General features: G+C 62.9%; 3 protein-coding genes. 1 reads left to right on the top strand and 2 read right to left on the bottom strand.

Features of this window, described 5'->3' with window-relative positions; genetic code table 11:
• Positions 1-79: 79 nt before the first annotated feature.
• Complete coding sequence (locus tag AB9L16_RS08615) at positions 80-2,563, top strand: TonB-dependent receptor (protein ID WP_177327015.1); 2,484 nt, start codon at positions 80-82, stop codon at positions 2,561-2,563.
• Between the two features lie 887 nt (positions 2,564-3,450).
• On the opposite strand, the gene AB9L16_RS08610 is transcribed toward AB9L16_RS08615, so the two are convergent.
• Positions 3,451-4,413, bottom strand: a complete 963-nt coding sequence (locus AB9L16_RS08610) for an alpha/beta hydrolase (RefSeq protein WP_375123374.1) — start codon at positions 4,411-4,413, stop codon at positions 3,451-3,453.
• A gap of 69 nt (positions 4,414-4,482) precedes the next feature.
• A complete protein-coding gene (locus AB9L16_RS08605; RefSeq protein ID WP_375123373.1) occupies positions 4,483-16,797 on the bottom strand; it encodes a non-ribosomal peptide synthase/polyketide synthase in 12,315 nt (4,104 codons plus the stop codon).
• Positions 16,798-16,802 lie beyond the last annotated feature (5 nt).

Below are 16,802 nucleotides of genomic sequence, written 5' to 3'. Positions count from 1 at the left end.
TCCGGTTTGCCGCGGCTTCCTCGTCTTAATGAGATGAATAAGAACCATTAACAACTATACCTGCCAAGGTCTTAACCTCATGTCCGCATCCCGTTTCATGCTTCGCCCTCTGACTCGAGCCCTGCTGATGCACGGCGCGACCCGCACACGCCTGGCCGGTAGCGGCCTGGGTCTGGCACTGACCCTTGCAGCAGCGCCGTATGTCCAGGCCCAGGAATGGACCCTGAACATCCCGGCCCAGCCGCTGGCCCAGGCCCTGCAGACCCTCGGTCAGCAGACCAGCCTGCAAATCATCTACAGCCCGGAAAGCCTGCAAGGCCTGCGCTCCAGCGCCCTCAATGGCCGCTATCAGGATGACGAGTCGCTCAAGGCCATGCTCAGCGGCACCGGCATCCGCTATCAGCGTGACGGCAACACCGTCACCGTGCTCGGCCCGGCCACCAGCGGCAGCGCGATGGAACTGGCGCCGACCAACGTCAACGCCAACCGCCTCGGCGCCACCACCGAAGGCAGCAACTCCTACACCACCGGCGGCGTGACCATCGGCAAAGGCGTGCACTCGCTCAAGGAAACGCCGCAGTCGGTCACGGTGATGACCCGCAAGATGCTCGATGACCAGAACCTCAACACCATTGAACAGGTGATGGAGAAGACCCCGGGCATCACCGTTTACGACTCGCCCATGGGCGGGAAATATTTCTACTCGCGCGGTTTCCGCATGACCGGCCAGTACCAGTACGACGGCGTGCCGCTGGACATCGGCAGCAGCTACGTGCAGGCGGACAGTTTCAACAGCGACATGGCCATCTATGACCGCGTGGAAATCCTCCGCGGCGCGGCCGGCATGATGAAAGGCGCGGGCGGCACCGCCGGCGGCGTCAACTTCGTGCGCAAGCGCGGCCAGGACACCCCGCACACGCAGCTGTCGCTGTCGGCCGGCACCTGGGACAACTACCGCGGCCAGGTCGACACCGGCGGACCGCTGAACGACGCCGGCACTGTCCGTGGCCGCGCAGTGGTGACCCAGCAGACCCGTAAGTATTTCTACGATGTGGCTGAACGCCGCGACCAGATCTACTACGGCGCCCTGGACTTCGACCTCAGCCCTGACACCACCCTCGGTCTGGGCATGGCCTATGAAGACGTCGACGCCACCCCGTGCTGGGGCGGCCTGCCGCGCTACGCCGACGGCTCCGACCTGCACCTGAAACGCTCCACCTGCCTGAACACCTCGTGGAACAACCAGCGCAGCAAACGCGCCACCTACTTCGCCGACGTCAAACACCAGTTCAACGATGACTGGTCGCTGAAAGTCGCTGGCGTGTACTCGCGCAACACCCAGGACATGGAATATTCCTTCCCGAGCGGCACAGTGCCCTTGGGCGCGACCGCCACCAACACGCTGATGCTCGGCAGTACCTATGATTACGATCAGCGCGACTACGGTTTCGATGCTTACGTCGACGGCAAATTCGACGCATTCGGCCAGCAGCACGAACTGATCGTCGGCGCCAACGCCAGCCGTTCGCACAAGGACGACTTCTACGCGGTGGCGGCATTGCCACAGCGCCAGAACGTGTTCAACCCGAACCACAACATCCCGCAGCCGGATGAAAGCTATTACCTGGCCAACGCTTCCCGTGGCGGCCCGGTGGACATGCACATCAAGCAATACGGCGCCTACTCGATCGCCCGCCTGAAACTCGCCGACCCGATGACGCTGGTACTCGGCAGTCGGGTCAGCTGGTACAAATCCGACACTGACTCGGTGCAGTACTTCCGTGGCGAAGGCACCGAGGTCAACACCCAGTCCACCGAAACCGGCCAGGTCACGCCGTTCGCCGGCCTGCTCTACGACCTCAACGACAACCTGACCGCCTACGCCAGCTACACCGACATCTTCACCCCGCAAGGCTCGTACAAAACCATCGACGGCAGCACGCTCAAGCCGCTGATTGGCCAGAGCTACGAGCTGGGGATCAAGGGTGAGTGGTACGACGGTCGTCTGAACACCACGTTCAACCTGTTCCGCACCATCCAGAAAGACGCGGCCCAGGATGACCTGCGGTGCGAAGACAGTTCGTGCCAGATCAACTCGGGCAAGGTCCGCGCCCAGGGCTTTGAAGCTGAAGTCAGCGGTGAAGTGATCGACCGCCTGCAACTGTTGGCCGGTTATACCTACACCCAGACCAAGGTGCTGGAAGATGCCGATGCCACTCAGGATGGCGCGGTCTACAACTCCTACGTGCCGCGTCACCTGTTGCGCGTCTGGGGTGATTACGCCCTGAGCGGGCCGCTGGACCGTGTGACGATTGGTGCGGGGGTCAATGCGCAGACGGGCACCTACCGGGTTTCGCCTCTGGGCGGCGACAATGTCGATGGCGCGGGTTATGCGGTCTGGAACGGTCGCATTGGTTATCGGATTGATGACACCTGGTCGGTGGCGTTGAACGGCAACAACCTGTTCGACAAGCGTTATTACGCGACTATTGGTACCGAGGGGTTCGGTAACTTCTACGGGGATCCGCGCAATTTTGTGATGTCGGTGAAGGCTGATTTCTGATTTTTTGATTTGAGCTGTGAGAGAGCCCCGCATTGTGAGATGCGGGGCTTTTTGGTTTTTGGGATTGGGGATTGGGGGGCATATCCGTTGCTGCGGTGAAGGCTACTTAGGGTTCCGCCCTTACGGCGGGTCACTTTTTCCAAACGCCGGAATGCCGGCCCAGCGAAAAGTAACCAAAAAGGCTTTGCCCCGGCGTACGGCCCGCTCGCTGGGGCTCGGGGTACCTTCGTTACGGGACCGATCCGGGCGCAGCGGCTCCGGTTGGCTTCGCTGCACCTACACTCGCTGTGTACGACTGCGTCGTACGGTCGCTGCGCTCCCACCCCCGGATCGATCCCGTAACGAAGCCTGCCGAAGGGGCAAAAGATCAAGAGCCAGAGCAAAAGCCCCTCACCCTAGCCCTCTCCCGGAGGGAGAGGGGACTGACCGAGGTGTTCAGGCGAAATACGCCGACTTGCGATATCGAGTCGAATGCAGATTCTGGAAAGCCCGCAAATCGGCTCCCTCTCCCTCGGGAGAGGGCTGGGGTGAGGGGCGAATCCAACACAGATCCAAAGCAGACCACACGCTTTTCACCACTCAACAATGAGCGTTAGCTCGAGTGCTTTTGATCTTGATCCACCGGCGACGTCGGAAGGCTGAGTGGAGGGATTGATCCGGGGGTGGGAGCGCAGCGACCGTTCGACGAAGTCGAACACAGCGAGTGTAGGTGCAGCGAAGCAAACCGGAGCCGCTGCGCCCGGATCGATCCCGCAGCGAAGGAACCCGAGCCTGCGAGGGCCGAACGCAGGAGCTAGCGTTTTTTGCTTACTTTTTTAGGCGCTTGTAAAAAAGTAAGTCGCCGTAAGGGCGAAACCGCCAGCAGCAACACCAAAAAAAACGGATATTCACCCCATCCAAAAAACCCGCGCAAGCGCCCCACCAACCCGCAAATAAACCTCCAGAACCCCAGGCACCACCGCCCCCAACCGCAACAAATCATGAGTCAACCCGGCACAAACCTCGACCTCGACCTCAACCCCCTGCCCACGCAGCCTGTCGACATAAGCCTGCCCCTCATCCAGCAACGGATCAAACCCCGCCAATACGACAATGGCCGGCGCCACCCCACGCAAATCCTCCGCCAGCAACGGCGAAAAACGCCAATCCAGATAATCCTCCGGCCCTCGCGCATAGTGCTGATAAAACCACTCCAGCGTGTCGTTCTCGAGCAAATACCCCTCGCCAAACAACAGCCGCGAATCATGCACCCGCGAAGCATCGGTCACCGGATAACACAACAACTGCGCCTTGGGCGCGATAGCCACCGTGTGCGGCCGCCGCACTGCCTGAATCGCCAGCACCGTCGCCAACGTGGCGCCCGCGCTGTCGCCACCAAACGCAACGCGCGAACCATCCAGGCCGAGGCTCACAGCCTGTTCGGCCAGCCAGGCCAAAGCGTCCTCGCCATCCTCCAGCGCTGTCGGAAAGCGATGCTCCGGCGCCAGTCGATAACCGACCGAGAGCACCGCACACGGCGTGCGCTGGCAAAACTCGCGGCAGACGCCGTCGTGGGAATCCAGACTGCCGACCACAAACCCGCCACCGTGGAAATACACCAGCACCGGCAGCGGCGATTCAATACCGTTGGGCCGATACAAACGCAACGCCAGCGCCGCACCGTCACGGGCCTGTGTTTCGATCTCGGTGACTTCAACATCCTGCGGCGCCGGCCAGCGCAGTTGCGCGGTGGTCTGCTCGAAGGTGGCGCGGGCCTCGCTCGGGGTCAGTTGGTGCATGGCCGGCAGGCCGGCGTCCTGGCTGTCTTGAGCGAGGTCGAGGAAAGCTTCCAGATCAGGGTGTAACGACATCGTTAAAAATCCTTGTATCCGCAATAAGACGGGCGCGCCTGGGCAGCGCCCGCGCAAAAGACCGGGCGATCAACCCACCCGCGCCATGCAATGCTCGATCAACGCTTCAAGCTCGCGCTGGTAATCGCTCATCAGCGCATCCATGGTGCCGGCGCGGTAACGCTGGCTGCTGTAGATGCAGCGCAAGGCCAGTTGCCCGTCATAGACCTGGCCGACAATTTCCAGCCAGTTGCCCAGATTCGCCTTGAGACTGTAGTTGTCGCCGGTCTCTTCCAGTGCCGGCACCAGCAACGCCTGTTCATCGAAGCTCTGGTCGAACTGCCCGAGGTAGTTGAACGTCACCCGTGCCTGCGGCAATGCAGCCAGTTGCGCCGAGATTTCCGGCCCGGCCAGATGACGCAGCACGCCATAGCCGATGCCCTTCTGCGGTACGCCCGCCAGTTGCGCCTGCACATCGATGATCGATTGGCCGATGTCGTCGCTGTCCGGGCGTAAACGCACCGGGAACATGCTGGTGAACCAGCCGAGGCTGCGGCTCAGGTCGATCGATTCGAAGAGGTCTTCGCGCCCGTGCCCTTCGAGCAGAATCAACGCCGACGGTTGCTGGCTCCAGCGGCACAGGGCGCGACTGAGCGCTGACAACAGCAAGTCGTTGATCTGCGTGCCGTGCACCGCCGGGGCCTGTTTGAGCAGTTGTTCGGTGTGCTCGCGGGACAGCTTGAGCCGCGCCTGCGCCTGTTGCCGCACGAGGTTCTTGCCGCGCGGGTTGTCGCACGGCAGATCAACGCCGGGCTGATCCAGTTGCTCCAGCCAATAGCTCAATTCCTGCTCGGCAATCACCGGCGCCTGCGCCTGCAATGCCTCGGCAAACGAACGATAACTGCTGGTGCGAATCGGCAGCTGCGGCGCCAGCCCCTGCACGCACGCCTCATAAGCGACTTTCAGATCGTCGAGCAGAATCCGCCACGACACGGTGTCGACCACCAGGTGATGAATCACCACCAGCAACCGCGCCTGACCATCCGGCAAGGCCACATGCATGACCCGCCAGACCGGCCCGTCATTGAGTTTGAGGCTGCGCTGCGCGAGGTTGGCCAAGGCTTCGACCTCTTCGCTGTTTTGCGCTTCACGGCGCCACAGCACAGCCTCGTCGGACGCGCTGCGGCTATAGCGCTGCAACCAGCGCCCGCCGTCGTTGGAAAAACGCAGACGCAACGAATCGTGATGCTGTTCGATCAAGCCCAGCGCCTGTTCCAGGGCATCGAGATCCAGCGGCTGACGTGCGCTGAGCAGCAACGACTGGTTGTAGTGATGCGCCTCGGCCATGCCTTCGGCGAAGAACCATTGCTGGATCGGCAGCAAATTGAACGCACCCTCTGCAGCGACCTGAGTCAGGTCCGGCAACGCTTGCCCGGCGCCCTCCTTCGCCACTTGCTGCTCTACGATGCCGGCGATGGTTTGATAGCGCATCAGATCACGCAGCTTCAGCTCCATCTGCAGGGTCGGGTGGTTTCTCACCCGCGAGATCACTTGCAGGCTGAGGATCGAATCGCCGCCCAGTTCAAAGAAGTTATCGCTGATACCGACCTGCTCGACCTGCAACACCTGCGCCCAGATTTCCGCCAGCAGGCGTTCCTGCTCGGTGCGCGGGGCAACATATTCGTCGCTTTTGAACTCCGGCTCCGGCAAGGCCTTGCGATCGAGCTTGCCGTTGGGCGTGACCGGGAACGCGCTGAGGCAGACGATCTGCGCCGGCACCATGTATTCCGGCAGCGAAGCGCGCAGCCCGGCCTTGAGTTCATCGCCGATATCATCACCCGTGGCAGTGACCACATAACCGATCAGTTGCTTGCCGGAGGCATTGTCGCGGGCAATCACCAGCGCATCGCTGACCGCCGGCAACTGACGCAGGCTGGCCTCGACTTCGCCCAGCTCGATGCGGAAGCCACGCACCTTGACCTGATGGTCGATGCGCCCGACGTAATCGACCACGCCGTCCGGGCGACGGCGCACCAGATCGCCGCTGCGGTACAGGCGTTCGCCGGGCGCAAACGGGTTGGGCACGAAGCGCTCGCCGGTCAGATCGGGGCGTCCGTAGTAACCACGGGCGACGCCGTAACCGCCGATGTACAACTCACCGGCAAAACCCGGCGGCAGCGGATTCAGATCGTCGTCGAGCACGTACAACGAACGCGCACCGACCGCGCGGCCAATCGGCGCGTATGCCGCTTCGCACTGCTGGCTGATGGCGACTTTCCAGAGCATCGGCGTGACCACGGTTTCGGTCGGGCCGTAGCCGTTGGTGAAGTATTGCGGACGCAACGCCGCTTTCACCTGTTCGAAAGTCTGCTCCGGCACCGCATCGCCACCGAAGCAGTAGATGCGCACTGGCGGCGGCGCAATGCCGCTGGCGGCTGCGTACTCGGCCAGTTGCTTGAGATAGGCCGGCGGGAAACAAGCGATGGTCACGCCGTAATCGTGCAGGGCCTGATAGGTCTGCTCCGGCGTCCACAAACAACCGTCGCGGATCACCAGACGACCGCCGCTGTACAGCGTACTCAGCCAGCGTTCGTGAGCGCCGTCGAAAGCGAAGGACATGAAGTGCAGCTCGCAACTGCTCGCGTCCATTTCGTACAACTCGGCGATCGCCTGGCAGTGCATGCTCAGCGGTCCCTGGGTCACGGCCACGCCTTTCGGCCGTCCGGTGGAGCCGGAGGTGTAAACCAGATAGGCCAGGCTCTGCTCATGAACATCGCAGACCGGGACCGCGTCACTGTAAAGACTGCGATCGAGCTGATCGATTTCCAGACGCCGCACGCCGTTAGGCGCCGGCAACGTCGCACGCAGGCTGGTTTGCGTCAGCAGCAGCGCCATGCGCGAATCTTCGATCATGTACGCCAAGCGCTCGGGCGGATAATCGATGTCCAGCGGCACGTACGCCGCACCGCTCTTGAGCACGGCGAGGAAGCTCACCAGCATTTCCAGCGAGCGCGGCAACGCCACGCCGATCACCACTTCCGGCCCGGCGCCGTGCGCGATCAGGCACTGCGCGAGTCGATTGGCCTGCCGCTCCAGCTCTGCGTAGCTCAGGCTTTCGCCGGCGCATTGCACCGCGATCGCGTCGGGCTGCTGTTGCGCATGACGACTGATCAACTCCGGCAACAGGCGAGGTTCATGGCGGTGCGCCGGCTCGGCGCTCCAGGTCTGCGCCGCTTGCCATTGTTCGGCGGACAGACGCTGCAAGTTGCCCAGCCGCTCATACGGCGCGGCCATCATCGCCGCGAGGGTGTTTTCCAGGGTCAGGCGAATGCCTTCTACCGCCTCGGCGCTGAAGTGGCTGCGCAGGTACAGGTACTCGATCGACAATTCGTCGCCGAGCATCACCGCAAGGTCCATCGGCACGTTGGTCACGCCGTGGCCGATGGATTTGCCGAAGGTCAGCTCGGTGTCGGTTTCTTCCTGCAAGCGCTCGTCGATCGGGAAGTTCTCGAACACCACGATGCTGTCGAACAGCGCCTGACCACCGAGGTTCGACCAGCGCTGCACATCGGCCAGCGGCGCCTGGGAGTAATCGCGAATGTCGAGGTTGTAGGCCTGCACTTCGCCCAGCCAGTCGGCCAGGCGCTGATCGGCCTGCGGCGTCTGAATGATCGGCAAAGTGTTGATGAACAGGCCGAGCATGTTGCCGACGTTCGGCAGACTTTCCGGACGCCCCGATACGGTGGCGCCGAAGGTCACCGTCTGCTGGCCGGTATAACGCTGCAACAGCAACAGCCACGCACCTTGAATCAGTGTGTTGGGGGTGATGCGCAAATCGCGGCAGAACTCCAGCAGGCGCGCGGTTTGCGCTTTGTCCCAGTTCGAATAGATAGCATCGTGACCAGTAACGTCGGCACTATGACGCGGGTGCATCGCCTGACTCAGCGCGGTCGGTTCGTTGACCACCGCCAGACGCGCTTTCCAGAACAGCTCCTGGGCATCCTGATCCTGCGCCTGCAACCAGGCAATAAAGTCGCGATAGCGGCCGTTCTCGCCAGTCACCTGGCCCGTGGAATAGAACTGCAAGACCTCGCCGAACAACCGCGAACTGCTCCAGCCGTCCATCAGAATGTGGTGGCTGGTCCAGATCATCTGGTACTGCTCGTCGCCCAGCTGCAGCAGAGTCACCCGTTGCAAACGCGCCTCGGACAAGTCGAAGCCCAGCGCGCGGTCGGCGCTGGCGAATTCGGCAATCGCCGCCTCGCTGCAATCCTGCCCACGCCAATCGAGCACCTGCATCTGCAACGGCGCTTGGCGATGGACGACCTGCAACGGCTTGGCCAGCCCATCCTGCCAATGGAAACTGGTGCGCAGGATCGCCTGCCGCACAATGATGAATTCCCAGGCCTGGCGGAAACGCTCCACGTCGAGGCCCTTGATCGGCAGGCTGACCTGTTGCACGTAGAGGCTGCTGCCGTTATCCGACAGCGTATGGAACAGCATGCCTTCCTGCATCGGCGACAGCGGGTAGACGTCTTCGATCAGCTCCGTCGGCACCGGCAAGGCATCGAGTTGCGCCTGATCCAATTGCGCCAACGGGTAGTCGCTGACGCTGGCGGATTGCGCGTCTTCAAGCGAAACCACTGCGGCCAGTTTCTGCACCGTCTGCTGCTGGAACAGGTCCTTGGGCGTGAAGCAAATGCCCTGCTGCCGCGCGCGGCTGACCAGTTGAATCGAGATGATCGAATCACCGCCGAGGGCGAAGAAATTGTCGGTCACGCCGACCTGCTCGATCTTCAGAATGTCCTGCCAGACCTCGGCCAACTGCTGCTCCAGCGCCGTCGAAGGCGCGACATAATCGCGTTGCACCTGACTGGCGTCCGGTGCCGGGAGAGCCTTGCGATCAAGTTTGCCGTTGGGTGTCAGCGGCAACTGTTCGAGGAACAGCCACTGCGCCGGCACCATGTAATCCGGCAGATGCGCCTTCAGCGCGGCTTGCAGCGCAGTGCTCAGCGCGTCCAGTTGCGCAAGACTCTGATCAGCCTCGGCCGGCACCACATAAGCGACCAGTTGCTGGCCGCCAACGCCGTCCACCGCCAGCACCACGCCTTCGCGCACGCTGGCCTGGGCCAGCAGACGCGCTTCGATTTCCCCCAGTTCGATACGGAAGCCGCGCACCTTGACCTGATGGTCGATGCGGCCGACGTATTCGATACGGCCGTCGTCCATGAAACGCGTCAGGTCGCCGGTGCGGTACATGCGCTCGCCGTTGCTCGCCAACGGGTTGGGCACGAAGCGCTCGGCGGTCAGGCCCGGGCGCAACAGATAGCCACGGGTGATGCCCTCACCGGCCAGATACAGCTCCGCTGCGATGCCGAGCGGAGCTGCCTGCAATTGCCCGTCGAGCAGGTACGCGGTGGTGTTGCGCAGTGGCCGGCCGATATTGGCCTGGCCGCCGAGTTCGCGGCGGGTCCAGGTCGAATACGTGGTGTCTTCGGAAGGCCCGTACAGATCGTAAACGTGGGCAACCGAAGTCTCGCGGTACAAGGTGTCGACCAGCGCCTGCTTGAGCGGCTCGCCGGCCAGATTGATGATGCGCACGCCCGGCGGGATCTGGCCGATGCGTTGTAGCGCGGCAATCGCCGATGGCACGGTGTTGATCAGGCGCACCTGATCACGCTCGGGCAAGTCCGCCAGCTCCAGAGCATTGCGTGCGATGACCATGGATCCGCCGCGCGCAAGGGTGACGAAAATCTCCCACACCGACAGGTCGAAGCACACCGACGTCGAGGCCAGCACGCCTTGCAGATCGTCCTCGCTGTAGACCTCGGCGGACCAATGAATCAGCGCCTGCACGTTGCGATGGGCGATGGCCACGCCTTTCGGTTTGCCGGTGGAACCGGAGGTGTAGATCACGTAGGCCAGATTGGCCGAATCGGCGCGCGCCGGCAGGTTGTCAGGTGCCTGCGCGGCGAACGCCTCGCCGCCGGCCTCGACCAGCACCACGTGTGCTTCGCTGGATGGCAGTTGCGCCAGCAACGCTTGCTGGGTCAGCAGAACTTTCGCCTGGCTGTCGTCGAGCATGTAGGCCACGCGGTCGGCCGGGTAGTCCGGGTCCAGCGGCACGTAGGTGCCGCCGGCCTTGAGCACCGCCATCAGGGCGATCACCAGTTCCGCCGAACGCGGCAGCGCCACGCCGACGCGCACTTCGGCGGTGACACCCAGCGTCACCAAATGCCGGGCGAACTGGTTTGCCCGCCGGTTCAGTTCGCCGTAGCTCAGGGCCACGCCGGCATGACTCAACGCCAGTGCCTGCGGATGTGCTGCGACCCTTGCTTCAAAGCTCTGCGAGATCAGCCGCTCGGCCGGATAAGCCGCGTGATTGTCGTTCCACTGCGCCAGCGTCTGCCGTTCGGCCAGCGGCAGCAGACCGATCTCGCCGAGTGCCCGCTGCGGCGCTGCGATAAATTGCTCGAGCACTTCACGCAAATGCGCCGCCAGACCAAGCACGCTGCGCTCGGCGAAGTGTTCGGTGAGGTAGTTGAAATCGAGGTTGAGCACTTGGCTGGCGCCGGCGATCAGGGTCAGACCGTAGTTGGTCTGCTCGCGATGCTCCAGACCGGAAAAGCGCAGCCCGCCCGGATTGCCCTCCAGCGCTTCGGACACCGGGTAGTTCTCGAACACCAGCAAAGTGTCGAACAACGCTTCGCCACTCAATGCGGCCAGACGCTGAATGTCCTGCAACGGCGTCTGTTCGTAGTCGCGCAACAGCAGGTTCTTGTCCTGCACGCTGCGCACCCAGTCGCCCACACTGAGGGTGGCCTGCGGGCTGGCGATCACCGGCAGAGTGTTGATGAACAGCCCTAACTGTTCTTCGATGCCCGGCAAATCCACCGGACGCCCGGATACCGTGGCGCCAAACGCAACGGTGGCCTGGCCGGTATAGCGCTGCAACACCAGCAGCCATGCCGCCTGCACCAGGCTGTTGAGGGTCACCTGTTGCTGACGGGAGAAGCTGTTCAGACGCTGGGTCAACGCTTCATCGAAATGCAGACGATGCATCTGTTTGCCCGGCCCCGGCACGGTGCGTCCGTGGCAGGCGGAGGCCAGTCGGGTCGGCTCGTCGAGTTCGGCCAGTTGCCCGCGCCAGAATTCCTGCGCGGCCGCCTTGTCCTGGCCCTGTAGCCACACCAGAAAATCCCGATAGCGACCCTGCGCGCTCGGCACCGGCTGGCCGGCGTAATCCTGCAGCACCTCGCCGAACATCCGCGAGTTGCTCCAGCCATCCATGAGGATGTGGTGGCAGGTGAAAATCAGTCGATGGCGATCGTCGGCAGTGCGCAGCAGGCACAGGCGCAACAGCGGCGGATTCTGCAGATCGAAGCCACGTTCGCGGTCGGCCTGCGCCCGTGCTTCAAGCACCGCCGGCAGATCGGCGGCATCGCGCACATCGATTTCCGGCATTTCCAGGGTCAGTTGGCGGTTGATCACCTGCAACGGCGCATCGAGGCCATCGCGGCCCCAGATGAAACCGGCGCGCAGCACTTCATGGCGATCGACCACCCGTTGCCAGGCTTGCTGGAACCGCGCGACGTCGAGGCCGTCGATGTCCAGCAGCATCTGATAGACGTAGGCGCTGGCGTCCGCGTCGTACAGGCTGTGGAACAGAATGCCCTGCTGCATCGGCGCCAGCGGATAAATGTCCTCGATGCGCTGGGCGGCAATCGGCAGGCTGTCCAGATGCGCCTGGGACAAACCGGCCAGCGGCACGTCGGACGGAGTCAGCCCCCCGGAATGACTGAGGCAGTGGTCGATCAATTCGCTCAGCGCCACTTCGTAGGCACGGGCCAGAGCGGCAATGGTCGCCTCTTCGAAAACGTCGCTGCTGTAGGTCCAGGTCAGGCTCAACTGGCCCTGATAAACCCGACCATCGATGGTCAGCCAATTGGCCATCGGCGCGTTTGCGTCCTGACCGGCGCCCTTGTCTTCGGTGGCCGGCCGCCACAAGGCGTCTTCGTCGAAGTTGTTATCGAACTGGCCGAGGTAGTTGAACGTCACCTGCGGTTGCGCCAGTTCATGGAGTGCCGCTTGTGCTTCGGCGGTGCCGAGATAACGCAGCAAACCGAAGCCGATGCCCTTGTTCGGGATCGCGCGCAGTTGCTCCTTGATGCCTTTGATCGAGGTTTGCAGACTGGCGTTTGGCGTCAGGCGCACCGGGAACATGCTGGTGAACCAGCCCACGGTGCGGCTCAGGTCGATGTCATCGAAGAGGTCTTCGCGGCCATGGCCTTCGAGCTGCACCAACGCACTGTCGCTGGCGGTCCACTCACACAACACCCGCGCCAGTGCGGTCAGCAGCAGGTCGTTGACCTGAGTGCGGTAGGCCGCCGGGGCCTGTTGCAGCAGCTGGCGAGTGCGTTCGGCGTCCAGCCGCGTGTCGACGCTGCGTTCGAAGCGGTTGTACAACTGGCCCTGCGGATTATCCAGCGGCAAACCGAGCGGAACGTCGCGCAACTGTTCGCGCCAGTAGCTCAGTTCGCTGCCCAGCGCCGCGCTGCGCGCATGTTCTTGCAGGCGCAGACCCCAGTCTTTGAACGCGCTGGTCTTGGCCGGCAGATGCACGCTCTGTCCGCTGCTGATCTGCTGATAGGCGCTTTGCAGATCTTCGAGCAGGATTCGCCACGACACGCCATCGACCACCAGGTGATGAATCACCAGCAACAGACGCTGACTGGCGTCCGGCAAATCGATCAGCGCCGCGCGGATCAGCGGGCCGTTGTGCAGGTCGAGGCTGCGTTGCAGCTCCAGGCACAGCGCTGGCAATGCCGCGCTGTCGTCCAGCGTGAAAGTGCGCAACAACGCTTGTGGCTGATCCGCCGCGCCGTGACTTTGCTGCCAGCTTTGCTCGGTTTGGCGATAACGCAGACGCAAGGCGTCATGCTGCTTTTGCACCTGCGCCAGGGCCTGTTGCAGCGCAGTGGCTTGCAGGGTTTTCGCCGGGGTCAGCAGAATCGACTGGTTCCAGTGATGCCGCGCCGGGATGTCGCTGTGGAAAAAATACTGCTGGATTGGCGTCAGCGGCGCGTCGCCAAGCACCTCGCCCTGCTCCGTTTGCACGGCGTCGCTTTGTTGCGCGACGGTGGCCAGACGCTGCACGGTCTGGTGCTGAAAAATGTCCTTGGGCGTAAAGCGGATACCGGCCTGCCGCGCGCGGCTGACCACTTGAATCGAAATGATCGAATCGCCGCCCAACTCGAAAAAGTTGTCGTGAAGCCCGACCCGTTCGACCTTGAGCACGTCCTGCCAAATCTCCGCCAGACGCTGTTCCAGTTCGCTGCGCGGCGCGGCGTAGGCCTCTTGCACGTGCGCAACGTCCGGCTGCGGCAGTTGTTTGCGATCGAGCTTGCCGTTGGCGGTCAGCGGCAGTCGGTCGAGGAACGCCCAACTGACCGGGACCATATAATCCGGCAGGGTTTCGCGCAGGTGCACCTTGATCGAATCACGCAGCGCGCCCTGCTCGTCCGCGTCCAGCATCTCGTTGGGTACGACCCAGGTCGCCAGTTGCTGACCGCTGAGACCGTCCACCGCCAGCACCACCGCTTCGCGCACCTGTGGATGCTTGAGCAGTTGCGCTTCGATTTCGCCGAGCTCGATGCGGAAACCACGGATCTTCACTTGGTGGTCGATACGACCGATGTACTCGATCACCCCGTCGCCGCGCAGGCGTGCGAGGTCGCCGGTACGGTACAGACGCTGGCCGGCCTTGCGGTTGAACGGGTCCGGCACGAAGCGGGTGGCGCTCATGCCAGCCTGATTCAGATAACCACGAGCGAGACCGGCGCCAGCGATGTACAACTCACCGATGCAGCCTTGCGGCACCAGGTTGAGCGAGCTGTCGAGCAAGTACCACGACAGGTCGACAATCGGCGCGCCAATCGGGCTGCTGTGATTGCTGTGCAGATCCGCCAGCGACAATGGCCGGTAGGTCACATGCACGGTGGTTTCGGTGATGCCGTACATGTTGATCAGCGTCGGCGCGCGGTCGCCAAAACGCTCGAACCACGGGCGCAGATTCTGTACTTCCAAAGCCTCGCCGCCGAACACCACGTAACGCAGGGCATTGCTGCGCGCAGATTCACAGGCAACCTGCATCAACGGCTTGAATGCCGACGGCGTCTGGTTCAACACCGTGACGTTTTCATCGCAGAGCAGCGTGTAGAAATCCTCCGGCGAACGGCTGACGTCGTGGGGCACCACCACCAGTTTGCCGCCGTACAACAGCGCGCCGAAAATCTCCCACACCGAAAAGTCGAACGCGTAGGAATGGAACAGCGTCCAGCTGTCCTGCGCGCCGAAATCGAACCAGTGCGCGGTGGCGCTGAACAGGCGCATCACGTTGCCGTGCGGCAGCAACGCGCCCTTGGGTTTGCCGGTGGAACCGGAGGTGTAGATGACGTAGGCCAGATTGTCCGGCGTGGTCAGGCATGGCGGGTTGCTTGCGATGCCGTGCTCCGGCGCCTGATTCAGATCGAGGCAGATCAGCCCCGGCGGCAGCGGCAATTGCCCGAGCAAATGGCCCTGGGTCAACAGCAATTGAATACCGCTGTCGTCGATCATGTAGCTCAAGCGGTCATCCGGGTAGCTCGGGTCCAGCGGCACATAGGCGCCGCCCGCTTTCAGCACCGCGAGAATGGCGACGATCATGTCCAGCGAACGCTCCACCGCCACGCCGACGCGCACGTCCGGGCCGACGCCCTGCTCGAGCAGCGTATGCGCCCACAGGTTGGCGCGGTGATTGAGTTCAGCGTAAGTCAGGCGTTGCCCGGCAAAGCTCACCGCCACCGCATCGGCATGCCGCTCGGCCTGGGCCTCGATGGCTTGCTGGATGCACTGGGTCAGCGGTTGTTCAATCAGCGACGGATTCCATTGCGCCAACAGCTGTTGCTGCTGGCCGGCGTCGAGCATCGGCAATTGGCCGATGCGCCGAGTCGGCTCGGCGACGATCGCCTGCAACAGCGCGGTCCAGTGTTGCGCCAGTCGCTCGATGGTCGCTGCGTCGAACAGGTCAGTGGCGTACTTGAGCACGGCTTCGATGCCGTGGGCCTGCTCGGTGGTGTTGAGGGTCAGGTCGAACTGCGCGGTCTGGCTCTGCCATTCCAGCGGTTCGATGTTCAGGCCGTTGAGGCGTGTGGCGACGCTTGCGCGGCGCTCGGCCTGGTGGTTGAACATCACCTGGAACAGCGGACTGTGGCTGAGGCTGCGGCCCGGCTCCAGCGCTTCGACCAGTTGCTCGAAAGGCAAGTCCTGATGCGCCTGCGCCTCCTGCGCGGTCTGTTTGACCTGACGCAGCAGTTCGACAAACGGCAGCTCTGCGTCGATGTCCGCCTTGAGCACCTGGGTGTTGACGAAGAAGCCGATCAGGCGCTCGATTTCTACCCGGCCACGGTTGGCCACCGGCACGCCGACACGGATGTCGCTTTGCCCGCTGTAGCGATGCAGCAAGGCCTGAAACGAAGCCAGCAGCAACACGAACAGGGTGACGTTTTCCTGCCGGGCAAACGCTTTGAGGGCATGGCTCAGCGCCGGGTCGAGAATCAGGTTGTGGCTGGCGCCGGCGAAGCTCTGCTCCAACGCGCGCGGGCGATCCAGCGGCAGTTCCAGCACCGGTTGCTCGCCGCCGAGCTTGGCCTGCCAGTAGGCCAGTTGTCGCTCCTGCTCACCGGCCTCCATCCACTGGCGCTGCCACAAGGCGTAATCGGCGTATTGAATCGGCAGGGCCGGCAGACCGGCGTCGTGACCGAGGTTGAAACCGGCATAGAGCTGCACCAGTTCCTCGATCATCACTTGCAGCGACCAGCCATCGGAAACGATGTGGTGCAGGGTCAGCACCAGCACATGCTCAGCGGGGTTGACCTGCAGCAGCGCGGCACGCAGCAACGGGCCGTGCTGCAGGTCGAAAGTCTTTTGGCTCTGGGTCTGGACGAAAGCCTCGATCGAGTGCTCCGGGTCATTCGCCAGATCAGCGCTCAGGTGATGAATCTCCAACGCAAAAGGTCCTGCGGGCAGGACCACTTGCAAGGGTTGCGCGCTGTCTTGAGAGAACACCGTGCGCAAGGTTTCGTGGCGTTCGATCAGCGCCGCAATGCTGCGTTCCAGTGCCGGCACATCCAGCGGCCCCTGCAAGCGCAGGGCCGTCGGAATGTTGTAGGCCGCGCTGTGCGGTGCCCACTGCCAGAGGAACCACTGGCGCTGTTGAGCGTAGGACAGCAGCAACGGCTCTTCAGCCGTGCGCTTGAAAACCGGGGCAATGTCAAAGAGGTTGACGCCTTTCTGCTTGAGCAGAACCGCCAGAGCCTTTCTTTGCTTAGCCGAAAGTTGTCCTACCGACTCGATTAACTCTTGCACGCGTT

Origin of the sequence: Pseudomonas sp. LW8 (genome assembly GCF_041956865.1) — a bacterium.
Lineage (GTDB): Bacteria > Pseudomonadota > Gammaproteobacteria > Pseudomonadales > Pseudomonadaceae > Aquipseudomonas > Aquipseudomonas siliginis.
This window is presented reverse-complemented; position numbering and strand designations above follow the sequence as displayed.